Source organism: Actinophytocola sp. (assembly GCF_049647105.1).
In the GTDB taxonomy this organism is placed as follows: Bacteria; Actinomycetota; Actinomycetes; order Mycobacteriales; family Pseudonocardiaceae; genus Actinophytocola.
In genome coordinates, this window is sequence record NZ_JBARWZ010000252.1 from 1 (window position 1) to 20387 (window position 20387).

General features: G+C 69.4%; 18 protein-coding genes and 1 pseudogene. 12 read left to right on the plus strand and 7 right to left on the minus strand.

Features of this window, described 5'->3' with window-relative positions:
- A pseudogene (locus WBA97_RS29320) lies at window positions 1–645 on the plus strand (MFS transporter); the annotation flags it as partial.
- 24 nt (window positions 646–669) lie between these two features.
- Here WBA97_RS29320 and WBA97_RS29325 read toward each other — a convergent pair.
- Complete coding sequence (locus tag WBA97_RS29325; protein WP_424234221.1) at window positions 670–2097, minus strand: CCA tRNA nucleotidyltransferase; 1428 nt, start codon at window positions 2095–2097, stop codon at window positions 670–672.
- A 118-nt stretch (window positions 2098–2215) separates the two neighbouring features.
- On the opposite strand from WBA97_RS29325, the gene WBA97_RS29330 reads away from it, so the two are divergent.
- The 9 genes from WBA97_RS29330 (at window position 2216) to WBA97_RS29370 (ending at window position 12663) form a co-directional block, all read left to right on the plus strand.
- On the plus strand, window positions 2216–2755 hold the full coding sequence (locus WBA97_RS29330) for an NUDIX hydrolase (RefSeq protein ID WP_424234190.1): 540 nt from the start codon (window positions 2216–2218) through the stop codon (window positions 2753–2755).
- Window positions 2756–2761: 6 nt separating this feature from the next.
- Entirely contained in the window at window positions 2762–4975 is a 2214-nt protein-coding gene (locus tag WBA97_RS29335) for a DUF6049 family protein (protein WP_424234191.1), read from the plus strand.
- A 40-nt stretch (window positions 4976–5015) separates the two neighbouring features.
- Window positions 5016–6638, plus strand: coding sequence for a murein biosynthesis integral membrane protein MurJ (murJ, locus tag WBA97_RS29340; RefSeq protein ID WP_424234192.1), 1623 nt, complete (start codon window positions 5016–5018; stop codon window positions 6636–6638).
- A 105-nt stretch (window positions 6639–6743) separates the two neighbouring features.
- A complete protein-coding gene (locus WBA97_RS29345; RefSeq protein WP_424234193.1) occupies window positions 6744–8303 on the plus strand; it encodes a protein kinase family protein in 1560 nt (519 codons plus the stop codon).
- A gap of 64 nt (window positions 8304–8367) precedes the next feature.
- Window positions 8368–8994 carry an RNA polymerase sigma factor SigM gene (gene sigM / locus WBA97_RS29350; RefSeq protein WP_424234194.1) on the plus strand — a complete coding sequence of 209 codons (627 nt, stop codon included), beginning with the start codon at window positions 8368–8370 and terminating at the stop codon, window positions 8992–8994.
- Window positions 8995–9047: 53 nt separating this feature from the next.
- Entirely contained in the window at window positions 9048–9779 is a 732-nt protein-coding gene (locus tag WBA97_RS29355) for an anti-sigma factor family protein (RefSeq protein WP_424234195.1), read from the plus strand.
- 179 nt (window positions 9780–9958) lie between these two features.
- The gene (gene trxB / locus WBA97_RS29360) at window positions 9959–10948 is read left to right on the plus strand and encodes a thioredoxin-disulfide reductase (protein WP_424234196.1); all 990 of its coding nucleotides are present in this window, start codon (window positions 9959–9961) and stop codon (window positions 10946–10948) included.
- Between the two features lie 27 nt (window positions 10949–10975).
- On the plus strand, window positions 10976–11305 hold the full coding sequence (gene trxA / locus WBA97_RS29365) for a thioredoxin (RefSeq protein WP_424234197.1): 330 nt from the start codon (window positions 10976–10978) through the stop codon (window positions 11303–11305).
- Between the two features lie 209 nt (window positions 11306–11514).
- A complete protein-coding gene (locus WBA97_RS29370) occupies window positions 11515–12663 on the plus strand; it encodes an N-acetylmuramoyl-L-alanine amidase (RefSeq protein ID WP_424234198.1) in 1149 nt (382 codons plus the stop codon).
- 67 nt (window positions 12664–12730) lie between these two features.
- Here WBA97_RS29370 and WBA97_RS29375 read toward each other — a convergent pair whose 3' ends face one another.
- Window positions 12731–13360: a GNAT family N-acetyltransferase gene (locus tag WBA97_RS29375; protein WP_424234199.1), complete on the minus strand. Its 630-nt coding sequence runs from the start codon at window positions 13358–13360 to the stop codon at window positions 12731–12733.
- A gap of 145 nt (window positions 13361–13505) precedes the next feature.
- Between WBA97_RS29375 and WBA97_RS29380 the strand changes: the two genes are divergently transcribed.
- Window positions 13506–14810, plus strand: a complete 1305-nt coding sequence (locus tag WBA97_RS29380) for a PLP-dependent aminotransferase family protein (RefSeq protein ID WP_424234200.1) — start codon at window positions 13506–13508, stop codon at window positions 14808–14810.
- 72 nt (window positions 14811–14882) lie between these two features.
- The gene (locus WBA97_RS29385) at window positions 14883–15833 is read left to right on the plus strand and encodes a D-alanine--D-alanine ligase family protein (protein ID WP_424234201.1); all 951 of its coding nucleotides are present in this window, start codon (window positions 14883–14885) and stop codon (window positions 15831–15833) included.
- 54 nt (window positions 15834–15887) lie between these two features.
- On the opposite strand, the gene WBA97_RS29390 is transcribed toward WBA97_RS29385, so the two are convergent.
- The 5 genes from WBA97_RS29390 to yidC form a co-directional block, all read right to left on the minus strand.
- Complete coding sequence (locus WBA97_RS29390; RefSeq protein ID WP_424234202.1) at window positions 15888–16880, minus strand: ParB/RepB/Spo0J family partition protein; 993 nt, start codon at window positions 16878–16880, stop codon at window positions 15888–15890.
- A 3-nt stretch (window positions 16881–16883) separates the two neighbouring features.
- Window positions 16884–17783: a ParA family protein gene (locus WBA97_RS29395; protein ID WP_424234222.1), complete on the minus strand. Its 900-nt coding sequence runs from the start codon at window positions 17781–17783 to the stop codon at window positions 16884–16886.
- A gap of 136 nt (window positions 17784–17919) precedes the next feature.
- A complete protein-coding gene (gene rsmG / locus WBA97_RS29400; protein ID WP_424234203.1) occupies window positions 17920–18612 on the minus strand; it encodes a 16S rRNA (guanine(527)-N(7))-methyltransferase RsmG in 693 nt (230 codons plus the stop codon).
- A gap of 50 nt (window positions 18613–18662) precedes the next feature.
- Entirely contained in the window at window positions 18663–19238 is a 576-nt protein-coding gene (locus WBA97_RS29405; protein WP_424234204.1) for a protein jag, read from the minus strand.
- A 34-nt stretch (window positions 19239–19272) separates the two neighbouring features.
- The gene (gene yidC, locus WBA97_RS29410) at window positions 19273–20382 is read right to left on the minus strand and encodes a membrane protein insertase YidC (RefSeq protein ID WP_424234205.1); all 1110 of its coding nucleotides are present in this window, start codon (window positions 20380–20382) and stop codon (window positions 19273–19275) included.
- Between the last annotated feature and the right edge of the window lie 5 nt (window positions 20383–20387).

Here is a 20387-nt window from a genome sequence, read left to right on the forward strand (position 1 = left end):
GAGCCGGCCACCGCGGTCGCGGCCGTCGCGCACGGACTGTTCGACGGCGCCAGGGTCGCCGCGCGCACGCCGACCGTCGCCGCCGGGTTCTGCGCGCTGCTCGCACACCGCGCCTCGTTCGGGATCTCGCTGCTGATGACCGTGATCCTGATGCGCTACAGCTTCGAGGACTGGGGCCCGATCCAGGCCGGCCTGCCGGGACTCGGGGTGGTGCTCGGCGCGGGCGGCATCGGCATCTTCATCGCCGGTCTCACCACCGCCCGCCTCGTCACGAGCCTCGGCCGCAAGCGGACGGTGTTCGTCGCGCTCGGGGTGGCCGCGCTGTCCCAGTTCGCGCTCGGCCTGCCGATGATCCTGCCGACCACACTGGTCGCCGCGTTCGTGATCGCCTACACGGGACAGGTCGTGAAGCTGTGCGTGGACGCGGCCGTGCAGCGCGACATCGGGGACGAGACCCGCGGCCGGGTGTTCGCCCTCTACGACATGCTGTTCAACATCACGCAAGCGATTGCGGTGGCCATCGCGGCCACCGTGATCCCGGCCAACGGCGAGTCGGTGGCACTCATCGTGGCGGCCACCGTCGTGTACCTGGCCGGGATCACGGGCTTCGAACTGGTCAGCAGGCGAGCTCAGCGAGCCGGCTGACCTGCTCCGGGTCGCCGCGCCGGCTCAGGACCCGGCCGGTGGCGTGAGGTTTTCCGCCGCCCACTTGCGCAGCTCGGCGATCGCCTCGTCGTGGTCAAGCGGGCCGCGGTCGAGGCGCAGTTCCTTGAGGTGGCGCCACGCCATGCCGACCAGCGGCCCCGGCGGCAGGTCAAGCAGCCGCATGATCTCGTTGCCGTCCAGGTCCGGGCGCACCCGCGCCAGGTCCTCGTCGGCGGCGATCCTGGCGATCCGCTCTTCGAGGTCGTCGTAGGTGCGCTGCAGCGCGGCCGCCTTGCGCCGGTTGCGGGTCGTGCAGTCGGCGCGCACCAGCTTGTGCAGCCGGGACAACAGGGGGCCGGCGTCTGTCACGTACCTGCGCACCGCCGAGTCGGTCCACTCACCCTTGCCGTAGCCGTGGAACCGCAGGTGGAGGTACACGAGCTGGGCGACGTCCTCGACGATCTCCTTCGAGTACCGCAGGGTGCGCAAACGCTTGCGGACCATCTTGGCGCCCACGACCTCGTGGTGGTGGAAGCTCACGCCGCCACCGTCGACGAACTTCCGCGTCGGCGGCTTGCCGATGTCGTGCAGCAGCGCGGCGAGCCGCAGCACCAGGTCCGGCTCGGTATCCGGCTCCTCGAGGTCGATCGCCTGCTCCAGCACCACGAGCGAATGCTGGTAGACGTCCTTGTGCTGGTGGTGCTCGTCGATCTCCAGCCGCATCTCGGGCAGCTCGGGCAGCACGTGGCCGGCGAGGCCGGTGTCGACCATCAGCTCGATGCCGCGCCGCGGGTACCGCCCGCACAGCAGCTTCGACAGCTCCGTCTGGATCCGCTCGGCGGTGATCCGCTCGATCTCGCCTGCCATCTCGCGGATCGCGGCGAGCACGCGCGGGGCTGGCGTGAAGCCGAGCTGGCTCACGAACCGGACCGCGCGCATCATCCGCAGCGGGTCGTCGGCGAACGACTCCTGCGGCGTGGCGGGCGTGTCGAGCACCCGCCGCTTCAACGCGCCCCGGCCGTCGTGCGGGTCGACGAACTTCTTCGTCGCCATGTCGATGGCCATCGCGTTGACCGTGAAGTCGCGGCGGACCAGGTCGTCCTCGATCGACCTGCCGAAACTCACCTCGGGGTTGCGGCTCATCCGGTCGTAGGCGTCGGACCGGAACGTGGTGATCTCCACGGTGGCGCCGCGCTTGGTCGCGCCCATGGTGCCGAACGCGATGCCGGTGTCCCAGATCGCCTCAGCCCACCCGGTCAGCAGCTCACGCACCCGCTCCGGCCGCGCGTCGGTGGCGAAGTCGAGGTCGTTGCCCAGCCGGTCCAACATCGCGTCGCGCACCGTGCCGCCGACGAGGTAGAGCTGGTGTCCCGCTTCGGTGAACCGGGAAGCCAGCTCGTCGGCCACAGGGAAGTGTTGAACGGTTCGCTCCGCAGGCTTCGCGAAGTGCACCTGGTCCTCCGGATCACGGGTACTTGCGTCGACGGTGTTGGACTTGGACACGATGAACGAGCGTAACTGCCGCTGATCGGGCAACCCCGGACGCCATCCCCGCATTACGATCGCGAACATGCCCCCGTCGTCCGGCAGGTCGCGTGGCGCCCGGTCGGGCCGCCGCGGCAGGCGGCGCGGGCGGCGCATGTCCGCGGTCGCCGAGACGTCGGCGGGCGGGGTCGTGATCAACGTCGCGCGCGACAAGGTCGTTCTCATCGGGCGTCTCGACCGGCGCGGACGGCTCCTGTGGTCGCTGCCGAAAGGCCACATCGAGGAGGGTGAGACCGCGGAGCAGACCGCCGTGCGGGAGGTCGGGGAAGAGACCGGCATCGTGGGCGAGATAATCCAACCGCTCGGCAGCATCGACTACTGGTTCGTCGCGGAACGCCGCAGGATCCACAAGACCGTGCACCACTTCCTCATGGAGGAGCGCGGTGGCGAACTCTGTGACGAGGACGTCGAGGTGACCGAGGTGGACTGGGTCGCGCTGGACGAGCTGGAGGGCAGACTTGCGTACGCGGACGAGCGACGCCTCGTCCGCAAGGCGCTCGAACTCCTCGCGCTCCGCCACGAGGAAAGCACCGAGGATCTACCGGTCGAGGCTGATGGAGGCTGACCAACCATGACGCGCGGCTGGCGGGCGGGTGCGGGACTGCTCGCGTCCGCACTGCTCGCACTGTCCGCACCGCTCACGGCGGCGGAACCCGCCTCGGCCCAGCCGATCGGGCAGCCGCTGCCGCCCGCCGGTGGCGAGCAGTCCCGCATGGAGCTGATGGTCGACGGGCTCACGCCGAGAGTGGTCACGGCCGCGACGCAGGAGGTCACGGTCACCGGCAAGGTCACCAACATCGGTGACCGCCGCATCGAGGACGTCCGCGTCCGGCTGCAGCGCGGCGAGGCGATCGACTCCGACCGCGCGCTGCGCGACCTGCAGAACCAGACGACCGACAACGCGGTCGGCGACTTCAGGAACGTCAGCGAGTCGCTCCAGCCCGGCGACAGCGCCGACATCTCGGTCACCATCCCGGTCCGGGGCGAGGGGCGGACCCTGGACCTCGACGAGCCCGGCGTGTACCCGCTGCTGGTGAACGTGAACGGCACGCCGGACTACAGCGACCCAGCCCGGCTCGCGGCGGTGTCGTTCCCGCTGCCGGTCCTTTCGGTGCCGGGTGGTTCGAAGGCGAACCCGAAACCGTCGCCACCCGAGGTGACGATCTTGTGGCCGCTGCTGGACGAGCGGCCGAGGGCACTGTCCGTGACCGACAACAGCGTGTTGCTCGCCGACGACGAACTCGCCGAGTCCCTCGCCGCGGGTGGGCGCCTGTTCAACCTGGTCAACTCGGTGGGCACGGCGACGGCCACGAACCCCCAGCTGCTGCGGTCGGTCTGTTTCGCGGTCGACCCCGACCTGCTCGAAACCGTCTCGAAGATGACGGAGGGCTACCGGGTGCGGACCACCAACGGTCAGCTCGTCGAGGGCAAGGGCGCGCAGGCCGCCGCCGACTGGCTCACCCGCGTCCAGGACCTGACCAAGGGCCACTGCGTCGTCTCCGTGCCGTACTCGGACGCCGACCTGTCCGCGCTGTCCCGTGCGGGCGCGGCCGACCTGATCCAGCTGGCCGTGCCCAGCAGTACGGCGATCACGGCGAGGCTCCTGTCGGTGCAGCCGATCAAGGACGTCTACTGGCCAGCCGGTGGCTCCTTCGACCAGAACACGCTGGTCAGCCTGTCGGCGGGCGGGCAGGCGACGATCCTGGCCGATCCGGCGCACCTGCAGAGGGTGGAGGGCCGCGCCCCCTACTCGATCGACGCCGCGCAGACCGCCAACCCGGTCCGCGCGCTGCCGGTCGACTCGCTGGTGTCCGACGCGCTCGCCCGGCCGAACAGCTCGCGCGCGCCCATCGGCGGCAACACCGGCGTCTCCGTGCAGAGCGGGCTCGCCGCGCTGACCTACCGCGCCGCGTTCGACGAGCGGGTCGGTGGCCAGGTGCTGGTCACGCCCCCTCGGCGGTGGCTCGCGTCGAACAGCGAGCTGGCGCGGTTCCTGTCGATCGCCGGGCAGCTGTTCGACGAGGGGTTCACCACGCCGATGTCGCTCGACCAGGCGGTCGCCGCGCCGGACGGCGGCACCGCGGAGAGCCTCTCCTACACCGCGCAGGACTCCGCGCAGGAGATCCCGACGCAGGTCACCTCGGACGTCATGCGGATCAACGCGACCAAGCGGGACATGCTCGACTCGATGGCCGAGGACAACACCACGCAGGTCGACCCGAACCAGCTGCTCACGCCGCTGCAGTACGGCCTGCTGCGCGGGGTGTCGACCGCGTGGCGCGGCCGCAGCGACGACGCTCTCAATACCGTCGGCTTCGTGGAGGACCAGCTCGACGCGCTGCGGGACCTGGTCGTGGTCAACAACCCGGGCCGCCCGTACTCGCTCGCGTCCGGCGACAGCCCGATCCCGATCAAGATCGACAACAAGCTGCCCGTCGCGATCGTCGTGCGGATCACGCTGAGCCCGGTGCCCGGCCTGCGCCCCGAGCCGATCCGGGACATCCGGGTACCGGCGCGGGCCTCGTCGAGCCAGTACATCCAGGCCGACGTGTCCCGGTCCGGCCGGTTCACGGTTGACGTCCGGCTGTCCACCCCGGGTGGCACGCCGCTCGGTGAGACGGTGCGGCTGGAACTGAACTCGACCTCGTACGGCATCATCAGCGTCGCCGTGACCGGTACGGCAGGCGCGGTGCTCGTGTTGCTCGTCGGGGTGCGTATCTTCCGCCGGGTCAGGGCGGCACGTGCCCGGGGCGAGATGGCGAGTGAGGAAATCGTTGACCCGTAGCGGCGACACGACCCGGCGCCTCGGGTCACAATCACAGTCCGTGGGCCCACCACCGCGGGAGAAGCCACCGTCGCTCGCCAAGGCGAGCGGCTCGATGGCGATCGCGACGCTGGTCAGCCGCATCACCGGCTTCGTGTGGAAGATCCAGCTCGCCTGGGTGGCGGGCCTCGCGGTCGTCAACGACTCGTTCACGGTGGCCAACACGCTGCCCAACATCGTCTACGAGCTGCTGCTCGGCGGCGTGCTGGCGAGCATCGTGGTGCCACTGCTGGTCCGCTCACAAGACGACCACGACGGCGGCCGGGAGTACACGAACCGGCTGCTGACCGTCGGCATGACCATGCTGCTGGCCGGCACGGTGGTCGCGGTCGCCGCGGCGCCGCTGCTCACCGGCCTGTACATGGACGACTCGACCGGCAAGGCCAACAGCGAACTGGCCACCGCGTTCGCCTACCTGCTGCTGCCGGAGATCGTCTTCTACGGCCTGTTCGCCCTGTTGTCGGCGATCCTGCAGGCCAAGCACGTGTTCGGCCCGCCGGCGTGGGCACCGGTGATCAACAACCTGGTCATCATGCTGACCATCGGCGTCTACGCGATCGTGCCGGGTGAGATCTCGCTGGACCCGGTGCGCATGGGTGACGCGAAGCTGCTCGTGCTCGGCCTCGGCGTGACGTTCGGCATCGTCGTGCAGGCGCTGGTCCTGTTGCCCGCGCTGCGGCGGACCGGGTTCCGGTACCGCTGGACGTGGGGGATCGACGAGCGCCTGCGGGAGTTCGGCGGTCTCGCGCTGTGGATCCTCGGGTACGTGGCGGTCAGCCAGGTCGGCATGGTGATCACCCTCCGGGTGCTGACCGCCGGCGCGGACGGCGGCGCCTCGATCTACGCGAACGCGTGGCTGCTGTTCCAGCTGCCGTACGGGGTGATCGGCGTGTCCCTGCTGACCGCGATCATGCCGAGGCTCTCCCGGTCGGCCGCCGACGGCGACACCAAGAAGCTGATCGAGGACCTGTCGCTGGGCAGCAGGCTGTCGACGGTGATGCTGGTGCCGATCAGCGCCATCCTGACGATCGCGGGCACCTCGGTCGGCATCGCGTTGTTCGGCGTCGGTGAGGCCGACGTCACCGACGCGGCCCGGCTCGGTGACGCGCTGGCGTTCTCGGCGTTCGGGATCCTGCCGTACGCGCTGGTCATGCTGCAGCTGCGGGTGTTCTACGCGATGAAGGACGCCCGCACCCCGACGCTGATCATGATCGTGATGATCGTGGTGAAGATCCCGATGCTGTACTTCTGCGCCGACCAGCTGCGGCCGGAGGACGTGGTGATCGGCGTGCTGCTGGTGAACTCGCTCACCTACGTGGTTGGCGCGGTGCTCGGCCAGATGTGGCTGTGGGTGCGGCTCGGCAGGCTGCAGAGCATGCGAGTGGTCAAGGTGATCATGCAGACGATCGTCGCCGGTGTCGCGGGCGTGCTCGCCGCGTGGGGTGCGACCCTGCTCGTCGACATGGTCATCGGCGGGGCGGGGCCGCGGCTCACCGCGTGGATCCACCTTGTGGTGCAGGGACTCGTGACCGCTGTTGTAGCTTTTGGGCTGCTCGCGGCGTTCCGTGTGCCGGAACTTCAGCCGGCGACGCAACGAATCACCCGTCTGGTGCGTCGCGGGTAACAGCAACGACAGGAAGAACGAACCGACGTCACGTACCCTCGTTTTAACAATCACCACGACGAAGGGTGTCTGCCGCGCGCTGGGGCGCTGGGCGGGGAGAGAGCAGTGACCACGAGACGAACCGAGTCCTTGACCGGCGAGTTGCCCCCCGGCGGAGAACCAGGCGGGGAGGGTTTCCTGCTGCCCGGAGCCGTCATCGGTGACGGTCGCTACCGCCTGCTCGCGCAGTTCGGACACGACCTGCGCGCCGAGGCGCACCTCTGGCGGGCCCGCGACGGACAGCTGCGCCGCGACGTCGCCCTGACCGTGCTCGTCGGTGACCCGCAGGACGGCCCCCGTGCACAGGCCGCGCGCCGGACCCTGGAGCGGGCCGCGCACGCCGCCGCGTTCACCCATCCCGCCACCGCCCGCGTGCTGGACGTGCTGACCCTCGGCAACGGCGTCTCCCCCGGTGAGGGCCTGCTCGGCATCGTGGTCGCGGACTGGACCACCGGCACCGATCTGATCGACGTGATCGCCGAGCACCCGCTGCCCGCCGCCAACGCGGCCAGACTCCTCGAACCGCTGGCCGCCGCGGTCGAACGCGCCCACCACGCGGGTCTCGTGCTCGGCGTCGACCACCCGCAGCGCATCCGCGTCGGGGTCGACGGCATGCTGCGGCTCGCGTTCCCCGGCCCGCTGCCGGAGGCCGTGCCGCGCGACGACGTGCGGGGCCTCGGCGCGATCCTGTACCTGCTGATCACCGGCCGCTGGCCGCTGCCAGGCGGTCCAGAGGCCATCCCGCCCGCGCCGGTCACGCCGGACGGCTTGATCGTGCCGCCGCACATCCTCGCCGCGTTCATCCCGCCGGAACTGTCGACGGTCGCGATCCGCAGCCTCGAGGACACGCAGATCGGCGGCATCCACACCAGCGCCACACTGCTCGCGGTACTCGAGGAGGCGGCGAGTTCGGCGGAGCGCACCGAGTTCCTCGGCCCGGTCTCCGAGCCTGCCGACGATGGCGAGGGCGGCCCGGTGTGGACCACCCGGCCCCCGACCCGCGACAAGGCACGCAGGCGCAAGCTCGCGATCGGCGTCACGGCGCTCGCGATCGCCGTGGTTGGCATCCTCGCCTGGCTCGGCACCCTGCTGATCGACTTCTTCAGCGAGGACACCAGCGGCGGCGGCAACGCCGTCGTGGTCGAGCAGCCGACCCCGTCCGACGGCAACGAGCCGCCGCCGGCGCCGAAGCCAGCCGGCCCGATCCAGCCCGCGTCGGTCGAGGTGTTCAACATCGGCGGCACCCCGGACAACCCGCGCCGCGCCGGTCTCGCCACCGACGGCGACCCGGGTACGGAATGGCGCACCGACACCTACGAGCAGCAGTTCCCGGTGCTCAAGCCCGGCGTCGGCCTGATGGCGTCGTTCGCGGAGTCGGTGCAGTTCGCGTCCGTGGTGATCGACTCGCCGAGTCCGGACACGGTCGTGCAGATCCGGACCGCGCCCTCCGGCGAGCCCAAGATCGAGGACACCAAGATCATCGGCCAGGCCACCCTGCAGGGCGGCAAGACGGAGATCCAGCTCGCCAGCGCCGAACCGACCCAGTACCTCCTGGTCTGGATCACGCAGTTGGGCGAGGGCAACAAATCCTCGCTGGCCGAGGTGCAGTTCATCCGTGCGCGGTGACCGAGCCGCACGTGGCCGGGGCCACACCGAGAACAGGTGAAACGCCGACCGATATCCTCCTCACGTGACCACCGCTGCCAGCTCGGACGCCGACCTCATCGCGGCGCATGCCGCGGGGGATCCGCGTGCCTTCGGTGAGCTGGTCCGCCGGCACCGTGATCGGATGTGGGCGGTCGCCCTGCGCACCCTCCGGGACCCTGAAGAAGCCTCCGATGCGCTCCAGGAGGCGTTCATCTCCGCGTTCCGCGCGGCGGCGTCGTTCCGGGCCGAGTCGCAGGTGACCACCTGGCTGCACCGGATCGTGGTGAACGCGTGCCTGGACCGGGTGCGGCGCCGGCAGGCCAGGCCGACCGTGCCACTGCCGGAGACCGGGCCGGGTGAGCCGGTCGCTCCCCGGGACACGATGTCCGAGCGGGAGACCAAGCTCGTCGTCCAGACCGCGCTCAGCCAGCTGTCCGAGGACCAGCGGGTGCCGATCCTGCTCGTCGACGTCGAGGGCTACTCGGTGGCGGAAACCGCCAAGATGCTCGGCATCGCGGAGGGCACCGTGAAGAGCCGATGCGCGCGGGGTCGCGCCAAGCTGGCCAAAGTTCTGGGTCATCTGCGGAACCCCGATGCAGATGCGAACGTCCCAGATGGCGCTGTTGAAGGGCGAGATGTGCCGGTGCGGCGCCGCTGGGAGGGACGATGACGGACAGCACGAGGGGGACGGGTGCGCCCAATGGGCCGCCTTGGTCTGTCGATGTGCTTGCCGACCTGCACGCGGGGGCGCTGGACGCCAGGCAGTCCTCGGCGCTGTGGGCACGCGTCAACAACGATCCCGAGGCGCAGGCGATCCTCGCCGCCCTGGAGAGCGTCAGACACGACCTCGGCGGGCTCGGTGACGGGTCCTTCGAACCGATGCCTGCACACTTCGCGGCCCGGCTCGACACCGCGCTCGCGGCCGAGGCGGCCAGGACCATGCCGGCGGCGGCACGCCCTGGCATCGCACCGGTCTCCGACATGGCGGAGGCCCGCCGCAGGCGCAACCGCAGGCTGGGGTGGATGGGCGGGCTCGTGACCGCCGCGGCCGCCGTGGTCGCGGTCGCGTTCATCGCGCTGCCGGGGGAGCAGCAGACCGGCGGCACACCGCAGGCCGACGACGGTGGCAACACGTCGCAGGACAATCCGGACGGTGCGGCGCCGGGTGACGCGCCCCCGCTCGCACTGGAGGCCGACAACCTCGGCCCCGCCATCAACGGCCTGACCGGCCAGGAGGACTACGGCCCACTGGAGGATGAGCAGGGTCTCACTGACTGCCTGTCCTCGAAGGGGATCGAGAATCCGTCGGTCATCGGCGCGCGGGAGGTGGCGCTCGACGGCAAGGAGGGTGTCGCCGCGCTGCTCGCCGGCGGCGAGGACGACCACCGATATCGGCTGGTCATCGTCTCGCCGGACTGCGAAGGCGACCTCATCACCGACACGTCGCTCGGCTGACATCACGCACGTTCATCGAATGAGCCGGGTGCGGACCCACCGTCCGCACCCGGCTCATTCACGTGTCCGAGCCTGGTCGAGCGGGCGTGCGACCGGTCACCACGCACGCGTGGAACAACTGGCACCTACGATCGTGTTACACGAGTGCGCATCAACGAGCGCCCCGCTTCGGAGGTCTGATGTCCGAGAACGTCCGCGACGTCATCATCGTCGGGTCCGGCCCGGCCGGCTACACGGCGGCCGTCTACGCGGCTCGCGCCCAGCTCGAACCGCTGGTCTTCGAGGGCACGCAGTTCGGCGGCGCCCTCATGACCACGACCGAGGTGGAGAACTACCCGGGCTTCCGCGACGGCATCATGGGCCCCGACCTGATGGAGCAGATGCGGTCGCAGGCCGAGCGCTTCGGCGCCGAGCTGCGGGCCGAGGATGTCGAGGACATCCAGCTCGACGGCACCGTGAAGTACGTCACCGCGAACGGCGTCCGGTACGGCGCGAAGACGATCATCCTCGCGATGGGGGCCGCGGCGCGGTACCTGCACGTGCCCGGCGAGCAGGAGCTGCTCGGGCACGGCGTGTCCGCGTGTGCCACCTGTGACGGGTTCTTCTTCCGCGACCAGGACATCGCCGTGGTGGGTGGCGGCGACTCCGCGATGGAGGAGGCCACGTTCCTGACCAAGTTCGCGAAGTCGGTCACGATCATCCACCGGCGCCAGGAGTTCCGGGCGTCGCGGATCATGCTCGAGCGCGCGAAGGCGAACGAGAAAATCCGCTGGCAGCTCGACTCCGAAGTACTCGGTGTGGTCGGCGACGGCAGCGTCTCCGGCGTGCGGCTGCGGAACACGGTGACCGGGGAGGAATCGGTGCTGGACGTGACCGGCCTGTTCATGGCCATCGGGCACGACCCGCGCAGTTCGCTCGTCAAGGGCCAGGTGGAGGTGGACGCCGACGGCTACGTCCAGGTGCGCGGGCAGTCGACGTACACCAACGTCGACGGCGTGTTCGCCGCCGGTGACCTGGTCGACCACACCTACCGGCAGGCGATCACCGCGGCGGGCTCCGGTTGCTCGGCCGCTATCGACGCGGAACGCTGGCTCGCCGAACACGGTGAGTCGAACGCCCGTTCGGCACCAGAACTCGTCGGCGGCGGCTACGCCCCGACTCAGAACTGACTTGGCATTGATTAAGGGAGAGACAACATGGCCGGAAACACCGTGACCGTCACCGACGCGTCCTTCAGCGAGGACGTCCTGAACAGCGACAAGCCGGTGCTCGTCGACTTCTGGGCGACCTGGTGCGGGCCGTGCCGGATGGTCGCTCCGGTGCTCGAGGAGATCGCCGCCGAGCACGGTGACAAGCTCACCGTCGCGAAGCTGGATGTCGACGCGAACCCGACCATCGCGCGGGACTACCAGGTGCTCTCCATCCCCACGCTCATGGTCTTCAAGGGCGGCGAGAAGGTGAAGGAGATCGTCGGCGCACGGCCGAAGGCGGCGCTCCTGAACGACCTCTCGGACTACCTGTCCTGATCACCGACCTGGTGACAACCGACCAACGGCGCACACCGTCTATTGGGTGTGCGCCGTTGGCGCATTCCGGGTGAGCGGTTGGACGCGGCACGTGACCCCGCAAGCCGGAGTGTTGGCGGCAGGGCACAATAGTGGACCAGCAGCCAAGCTGCGACAGGAATGGCACATTCGCGCCGACTCGGTCGGTGCCCGATCCGAGCGAGGGGTGCATGCGGGTACTCCGCCGCGGTGACGCGGGACCGGCAGTTGCCGAGATTCGCGCGACGCTCTCAGGACTTGGTCTCCTGCCGGCGGATTCGTCAGCCTCCCCGGAGGTGGCGGTGTACGACGTCGGTGTCGAGCACGCGGTGAGCACGTTCCAGCAGCAGCGGGGGCTGATCGCCGACGGCCTGGTCGGCCCGGCCACCTACCGCGCGCTGAAGGACGCCACCTACCAGCTGGGGGCGCGGCCACTCGCGTACCTGGTGTCGTCGCCGGTCAGCGGTGACGACGTCATGATGCTGCAGGAACGCCTGCTGGAGATGGGCTACGACGCGGGCCGCGCCAACGGCGTGTTCGGCGCGCAGACCGAGGCGGCGCTGCGGAGTTTCCAGCGGGACTACGGGCTGACCGTGGACGGCATCTGCGGCGCGGAGACCGTGCGCGCGCTGCGCCAGTTGTCGCCGAGAGCCCGCGGTGGGTCGCCGGTGTTGCTGCGTGAGCAGGAGCGGGTCCGCAAGGCGGGCCCTCGGCTTCGTGGCAAGCGCATCGTCATCGACCCTGGTCACGGCGCCACCGACACTGGGGTTTCGGTGGCCGGGGTCAACGAGTCCGAGCTCGTGTGGGACCTGGCGCGCAGGCTCGAGGGCAAGATGGCCGCGACCGGCATGCAGGCGCTGCTGTCCCGGGGGCCCGACCAGTGCCCGACCGAGGGAGAGCGCGCGAACTTCGCGAACGAGGTCGGCGGCGACCTGTTCCTGTCGCTGCACTCGGACGCCAACCGCTCAGCGCTGGCGCAGGGCGTGGCGAGCTTCCACTTCGGTAACGCCACCGGCAGCACGTCGACCATCGGGGAGACCCTCGCGGGCTTCATCCAGCGGGAGCTGGTCGTGCGGACCGGCCTGCGGGACTGCCGCGCCCACCGCAAGACGTGGGACACGCTGCGACTGACCCGTTGCCCGGCCGTGCGCGTCGAGATCGGCTACCTGACCAACTCCGACGACTGCCGCCGCCTGACCGACCCGTCGTTCCGGGACGTGGTGGCCGAGGGCATCCTCGTCGCGGTCAAGCGCCTCTACCTGCTCGGCCAGAACGACCAGCCGACCGGCACGTTCACCTTCGCGGACGTGCTCAGACATGAGCTGGCGAAGGCCGAGTAGAGCTCGACAATGTTTCACATGAAACAGCCCCCGGGACGTCATCCCGGGGGCTGTCTCATGTCACTGGCTACTGCTGCTGAAGGGCGGGGCTCGCCGTGGACACCGAAACGGTGCCCAGGAGCCTCTCCAGCGCCGCCTCCACGTCTTCCTTCCAGCCGAGCGCCGAGCGCAGCTCCAGGCGCAGACGGGGCCAGCGAGCGTGCGGCCTGACGGTCTTGAAGCCGACGCTCAGGAGGAAGTCGGACGGGACGACACACGAGACCGCTTCGTCGGGCTGCGCGTCGCCGAACGCCTCGATGGCCTTCACACCGCGCCTGGTCAGGTCCTTGGCCACCGCCTGGACCAGCATCCGGCCGAGCCCGCCGCGCCGGAACTCCGGCAGCACGAAGAACCCGGTCAGCACGACCGCGTCCGGGCTCGGCGGTGACGTCGGGAACGCGGCCGACCTCGGCACCGCGTTCGGCGGGGCGTACAGGACGAACCCGACCGGCAGCTTGTCGCTGTACACGATCCGGCCGCAGGAACCCCATTCGAGCATGACGCTGGAGACCCAGGCTTCCTTCTCCAGCTCCGCGGTGCCGAACTCCTCCGCCTGCTCCTTGAGGTGCGGCGCGAGTTCCCAGTACACACAGGAACGACTGTGCTTGGGAAGATCATCGAGGTTGTCCAGCGTGACGCCAACGACGCGTCGCGACACCTGACCTCCCACCCTGGGCCTCATGCGGCCCGACCAACGTGTGCCACGCAAGGATAAGCCCGCCTGGCGGCGAGCCGGAACCGGCAAGAGCGGAATATCGGCATGGTTACACTCGATCGACGTACCCCCGCTGAGATGAGCCCACATGTCCCTCGAGCCAGCAGGCAGCAGAAGCCTCGACCCGCACCTCCGCCGTTACGCGGCGCGAGCTGCCGGAATGACGGCCTCCGAGGTACGAGCTCTCTTCGCGGTCGCCAGCCGCCCCGAGGTGGTCTCGCTGGCGGGCGGCATGCCCAACCTGACCGCGCTGCCGCTGGACTCGCTGTCGGGTGAGGTCGCGAACATCATCAGCAAGGACGGCCTGGTCGCGCTGCAGTACGGCTCCGCACACGGCCTGCCCGAGCTGCGGGACCAGATCTGCGAGGTGATGGCCATCGAGGGCGTCTCCGGGCACCCGGACGACGTCGTCGTGACCGTCGGCTCGCAGATGGGCCTGGACATGGTGACGAGGATCTTCTGTGATCCCGGTGACGTCGTGCTGGCCGAAGGCCCGTCCTACGTCGGTGCCCTCGGCACCTTCGCCGCCTACCAGGCCGACGTGGTCCACGTGGCGATGGACGACGAGGGCCTGGTGCCCGAAGCGCTGCGCGAGGCGCTCGCCGCGGCCGAGTCGGCCGGGCGGCGGGTCAAGTTCCTGTACACGATCCCGAACTTCCACAACCCGGCCGGCGTGACGCTCGCCGTGCCCCGGCGCGCGGAGGTCCTGGAGATCTGCAGGCAGCACAACGTGCTGGTGGTCGAGGACAACCCGTACGGGCTGCTCGGCTTCGACGGCCAGACCTACCCCGCGCTGCGGTCCATGGACCCGGACAACGTGGTGTACCTCGGGTCGTTCTCCAAGACGTTCGCCGCGGGGCTGCGGGTCGGCTGGGTGCTGGCACCGCACGCCGTGCGCGAGAAGCTGATGCTGGCCGCCGAGTCGGCCACGCTGTGCCCGCCCACGCTGAACCAGATGATCGTGTCGCGCTACCTCGCGACGCACGACTGGAAGGGACAGGTCAAGTCCTTCCAGTCGGCGTACCGCGACCGGCGGGACGCGATGCTGGCCGGGCTGGAGCAGCACATGCCGGCAGGCTGCTCGTGGACCGTGCCCTCTGGCGGGTTCTTCGTGTGGATGACCGTGCCGGAGGGCGTGGACACCAAGGCGATGTTGCCGAGGGCGGTCACCGCGCGGGTCGCGTACGTGTCCGGCACCGGGTTCTACGCCGACGGGTTCGGCAGCAGGCAGCTGCGCCTGTCGTTCTGCTACCCGACGCCGGAGCGGATCCAGGAGGGTGTGCGCAGGCTCGCCGCCGTGCTCGCCGCCGAGCTGGAGCTGTCCCGCACGTTCGGCCCGGTCAACCAGCGCCCGGCGTCCGGTCCGCAGGTGCCCGGCCCGGACATCGCGTAACCTCCTTTTCTCGCAGGCAACGCACGTCCACTGTCCACAGTGGACGTGCCTGGTCTCTTGAGGAGTCGAGCTGTGTCCGATCTCGCCGTCGCGGTGCTGTCCGGTGGTCTGTCGCACGAGCGTGAGGTGTCGCTGCGGTCGGGCAGGCGGTTGTCGGCCGCGCTGCGGTCGGTAGGGCTGGCGGTCGACGAGTGGGACGCCGACGCGGCGCTGCTGGAGCGGTTGCGGGACCACCGGCCGGACGCGGTGGTCGTGGCACTGCACGGTGTCGAGGGCGAGGGCGGCTCGGTGCAGACCGTGCTGGAGATGCTCGGTGTGCCGTACGTGGGCTCGGACTCGCACGCGTGCCGCCGGGCGTGGGACAAGCCGACCGCGAAGACCGAGCTGGTCCGCGCCGGCATCGCGACGCCGGACTGGGTGGTGCTGCCGCACAGCACGTTCCGGGAGCTGGGTGCGCAGCCGGTGCTGAACGCGATGGTCGACCGGCTCGGGCTGCCGATGATGCTGAAGCCGGAGCAGGGTGGGTCGGCGCTCGGCGCCCAGGTGGTGCGGGACGCGGCGGACCTGCCCACCGCGATGGTCGGTTGTCTCGCGTACGGGGAGACCGTGCTGGCGGAGCGGTTCGTCGAGGGCGTCGAGGTGGCGGTCGCGGTGGTCGAGGGTTCGGACGGCCCGGTCGCACTGCCCGCGGTGGAGATCGAGCCGGAGTCCGGGATCTACGACTACACCGCTCGGTACACCGCCGGGCTCACGACGTTCCACCGGCCTGCCCGGCTCGACGATGCCGCCGCCACCGCGGTGGCGGATCTCGCGGTGGCCGCGCACCGGCTACTTGGTCTCCGCGACGTGTCCCGGACCGACGCGATCGTCGCGCCGGACGGGACCGTCTACTTCCTCGAGGTGAACTCGTCGCCTGGACTGACCGAGACCTCGCTTCTGCCGATGGCGGCGGAGGTCGCGGGCCACTCGCTCGGCGATATCTACGCCGGTTTGATCGAGCTCGCGGTCGCTCGCACTCGGTAGTTCTTGATCAACGGAAAGCAATCGTCACCGTGACATAAGGGGCTGGGGTGATCCCTAATCCCCTTCACGAGTCCGATTTGCCCCATTTTTGGCCATCATTTCGACAATACGTTCGAGATCGTCCACGGACCCGAACTCGACCACGATTTTGCCCTTGCGCTTGCCGAGTTCGACCTTCACGCGGGTGTCGAACGTGTTGGAGAGCCGGTCCGCGACGTCCTGAAGGCCCGGCGCCTGTATCGGCCTGCGCTGTGGGGCCGCCTTCTGCTTCGCGGGCGCCTGGCCCTTGAGAAGCACGACGGCCTCCTCGGTGGCCCGCACCGACAGCCCCTCGGCGACGATGCGGGCGGCCAGCTCCTCCTGCTGACCGGCGTCCTCGAGACCGAGCAACGCGCGGGCATGTCCGGAGGAGAGGACTCCCGCCGCCACCCTGCGCTGAACCGCGAGGGGGAGCTTCAGCAGCCGGATCGTGTTGGTGATGGCCGGACGGCTGCGCCCGATGCGGGACGCCAGCTCGTCGTGGGTGACCGCGAACTCCTCCAGCAGCTGCTGGTAGGCCGCCGCCTCTTCGAGCGGGTTCAGCTGCACGCGGTGGATGTTCTCCAGCAATGCGTCCCGCAGCATCGCCTCGTCGGCGGTCTGCCGGACGATGGCCGGGATCTTCGCCAGCTCCGCGCGCTGGGCAGCCCGCAGCCGGCGCTCGCCCATGACCAGCTCGTAGGTTTCCTCGCCCAGCTCCCGCACCACGATGGGCTGCATGAGCCCGAACTCGCGGATCGAGTGCTCCAGCTCGGCGAGCGCGTCCTCGTCGAAGACCTGACGAGGCTGTTTCGGGTTGGCCTTGATGGCACTTACCGGCACCTCGCGGTACACCGCACCCGCGACCGTGCCGCTGGGCGCGACCGGTGCTTCCGGCCCGGCCGGGGCCGCCGGCTTGGGTCGCGACGCGGTCGGCAGCCTCATCGGACTACCACCGGAACCGTCCGCCGGTCCCTGCGGGATCAGTGCCGCGAGACCCCGGCCGAGACCACCCTTGCGCTCAGTCATGCTCTACTCCCCGCCGAACCCACGCTCGGCCATTTCCCGTGCCGCGTCCAGGTAGCTCATCGAACCCCGCGAGCCGGGGTCGTACGCGAGCACCGTCTGCCCGAAACCGGGTGCCTCGGACACCTTCACACTCCTGGGGATCACAGTACGCAAGACCGTGTCGCCGAAGTGCTTCCGAACCTCCGCGGTCACCTGATCGGCGAGCTTCGTGCGCCCGTCGTACATGGTGAGCAGGATGGTCGACACCTGCAGGTTCGGGTTGAGGTGGTTCTGCACCAGCTCGATGTTGCGGAGAAGCTGGGAGAGACCCTCCAGCGCGTAGTACTCGCACTGGATCGGGATGAGCACCTCCTCGGCGGCGACCATCGCGTTGACGGTCAGCAGGCCGAGCGAGGGCGGGCAGTCGATGAACACGTAGTCCGGATCCAGCTCATCGAACGCACCCGTCGGGAGCGCCGCCTTGAGCCGCGCCTCACGGCCCTCCATGCCCACCAGCTCGATCTCGGCGCCGGCGAGGTCGATCGTCGCCGGCACGCAGTAGAGGTTGGGGGACTGGTCGCTGACCGCGGCCGCGTCGGTGAGGGACACCTCGCCGAGCAGCACCTCGTAGATCGACGGCACGCCGGAGCGGTGGTCGACGCCGAGCGCGGTACTCGCGTTGCCCTGCGGGTCGAGGTCGATGACGAGCACCTTCAACCCGTGCATCGCCAACGCCGCCGCGAGGTTCACCGTGCTGGTCGTCTTTCCGACGCCGCCCTTCTGGTTGGCGACCGTCATGACGCGACGCCTGGCGGGCTTGGGCAGATTGTGCTTCGGGTGCAGCATGCGGGTCGCGCGCTCGGCCTCTTCGGCGATCGGCGTCCACCCGGACACCGCGGTCGCGGCCTCGACGCTCTCGTGCATGGAGTCGCTGGCGTCCTGAACATGGCGTCCGGTCATCGGGGGCTGCACCTCGTCTCAGTCGGCACGACTGGGTCTGATGATCGCTTGGCAAGCCCAGCGATGTCGTGCTGTTTCACGTGAAACAATCGTCGCTCCATCACTTCTTGGTCCGCCGCGGACCACGTACGCGCGCACCCTGGGGTGCGTCGAGACGTGTCACCACGATGATGGTCGTTGGTACCGCGAGCAGGTCGGTGCCACACCGCTCGACCACCGGGAGCGAACCACCCGCACGGGTCACGGCGCCACCATCGCGTGCCACTTCCTCTTCGGCACTCTCACCCTTGAGCGCGACGAGCCGACCGCCCTGCCGGAGCAGGGGGGCGCTCCACGCCCATAGACGAGCAAGCGGCGCGACCGCTCGCGCGATGACAACATCGGCACCCGCGAGCTGCTGCTTGATGGCCGGCTCTTCCGCGCGGCCCCGAACCACACTTGCGGACAGCGCAAGAGTATCGACGACTTCGGTCAGCCACGCCACTCGACGAGCCATCGGTTCCAACAATGTGATGTTGAGATCGGGTCGGACGATGCACAGCGGCACTCCGGGGAGCCCTGCGCCGGACCCGACGTCGACCACGCGGGCACCGTCGGGGAGCTTTTCGGCGATCACGGCCGAGTTCAGGAGGTGCCGGTCCCAGAGGCGCTCGACCTCTCGGGGTCCGATCAATCCTCGTTCTACGCCAACGGCGGCGAGCAGTTCCGCGAACTGCACCGCCGCCGTCAGGGCATCACCAAAAACTGTTGTAGCGGTCTCCGGGGGCGGAGACGCGGACGGCGTCTCAGCCACCCCGGATGCCACCTACTTCATATCGATGTTTCACGTGAAACAGAGGATCGTCACGGCTTGGGGAAGACCACGACACGGCGCCGCGGGTCCTCGCCTTCACTCTCACTGTGGACGCCATCGATCGCGGCGACCGCGTCGTGGACGACCTTTCGCTCGAACGGCGTCATCGGCTGGAGACGTACCTTCTCGCCATCCGCCAGCACGCGCTCCGCCGTCGCGCGACCGAGGTCCTTCAACTCCTGCCGACGGTCCGCCCGCCAGCCAGCGACGTCCAGCATGAGTCGGCTACGCGTGCCCGTGTCCTGCTGCACGGCAAGCCGGGTCAGCTCCTGTAGTGCCTCGAGCACGTTGCCCCGAGGGCCGACGAGCTTCTCCAGATCGTCACCGCCATCGATGCTCACGACCGCACGACCGGCCTCGACGTCGAGGTCGATGTCCCCGTCGTAGTCGACGAGGTCGAGCAGGCGTTCGAGGTAGTCCCCAGCGATGTCGCCCTCGCGGACGAGAAGGTCCTCACCAGACGACCCCCGGTCACCATCCTCGGCGGCCGCGTCGGCGGACTGTTCTTCGGCGTCGTTGGCCACCGCTTCGCGGTCGGCGTCCGACTCCTGCACCGTCTCCGGCACGTCTTCTCCTCTCCAGGTCCGGATCAGCTTCGCGTCAACGCTTCTTCCGGCCTGTGTTCTTATTGCGGGAACGGTCTGCGCTCAGACCGGAATCCGTGGAGTCGTCCTTGTTCACGGCGCCGTTCGAGGACGCTGGACCGGTCGACTTGGTGGTGCCGTCCTTGGGGCGGGCGGTACCCGTCGCCTTCGCGTTGGGTGCAGGCTTCACACCCGGGGCCGGCTTCTTGGCGGAACCAGCCGCCTTGGCGTTCGGCGCGGGCTTGGTCCCCGGCGCGGGCGCGGTGGTCGGGCGCTTCTTCGCCACGTCCGGCTTGGCGCCCGGCTTCGGCGCGAGGCTGGTGCGCTTCTCGATGGCCGCGGTCTTCTTCTCCGCTTCCTCGCGGTCGATGCGCCGGTAGACGAACCGCTGCTGCATCAGCGTCCAGGAGTTGTTCGCCAGCCAGTAGATCAGCAGACCGATCGGGAAGAAGAAGCCGAACAGGAGCACACCGATCGGGAAGATGTACATCGTCAGCTTGTTCATGATCGCGGTCTGCGCGGTCGCCGACTCGGGGTTCTGCCGCTCGACCGAGTGGCGCGCGGTCAGGTGCGTCAGGATGCTCGCCAGGATCATGAGCGGGATCGACACGATGATGACCGAGGTGCGGTCGGTACCGACAGCCTCGAGCTGGGCCAGCGGCTGAGTGATGAAGTTCGACAGACCGGCGCCGAAGAGCTTCGCGTCGATGTAGGACTCGACGCCCTGCGCGTCGAAGAAGTAGTTCTCGGTGTGCCCCGGCTGGAACGAGCGCAGCACGTGGAACAGACCGATGAACACCGGGATCTGCAGCAGCATCGGCAGGCAGCCACCGAGCGGGCTGAACCCGTGCTCGCGCTGGAGCTTCTGCATCTCCTGCGCCTGGCGCTGCCGGTCGCTCGCGTACTTCTTCTGGATCTTCTTGATCTCGGGCGCGAACTCCTGCATGGTCCGCATCGACCGGACCTGCTTCACGAACGGCTTGAACATGATCGCCCGCAGGGTCCACACCAGGAAGACGATGCCGAGTGCCCAGGCGATACCGCTGGACTCACCGAACACGTGCCCGAACACCCAGTGCCAGCACCAGAGGATGAACGACACGGGGTAGTAGATGAAGTCGAGCACGAGAG

Coding starts and splice junctions, on each gene's coding strand:
- WBA97_RS29330 (WP_424234190.1), top strand. CDS start 2,216: ATGCCCCCGTCGTCCGGCAGGTCGCGTGGCGCCCGGTCGGGCCGCCGC.
- WBA97_RS29335 (WP_424234191.1), top strand. CDS start 2,762: ATGACGCGCGGCTGGCGGGCGGGTGCGGGACTGCTCGCGTCCGCACTG.
- trxB (WP_424234196.1), top strand. CDS start 9,959: ATGTCCGAGAACGTCCGCGACGTCATCATCGTCGGGTCCGGCCCGGCC.
- trxA (WP_424234197.1), top strand. CDS start 10,976: ATGGCCGGAAACACCGTGACCGTCACCGACGCGTCCTTCAGCGAGGAC.
- WBA97_RS29370 (WP_424234198.1), top strand. CDS start 11,515: ATGCGGGTACTCCGCCGCGGTGACGCGGGACCGGCAGTTGCCGAGATT.
- WBA97_RS29380 (WP_424234200.1), top strand. CDS start 13,506: ATGTCCCTCGAGCCAGCAGGCAGCAGAAGCCTCGACCCGCACCTCCGC.
- WBA97_RS29390 (WP_424234202.1), bottom strand. CDS start 16,880: ATGACTGAGCGCAAGGGTGGTCTCGGCCGGGGTCTCGCGGCACTGATC.
- WBA97_RS29395 (WP_424234222.1), bottom strand. CDS start 17,783: ATGCACGAGAGCGTCGAGGCCGCGACCGCGGTGTCCGGGTGGACGCCG.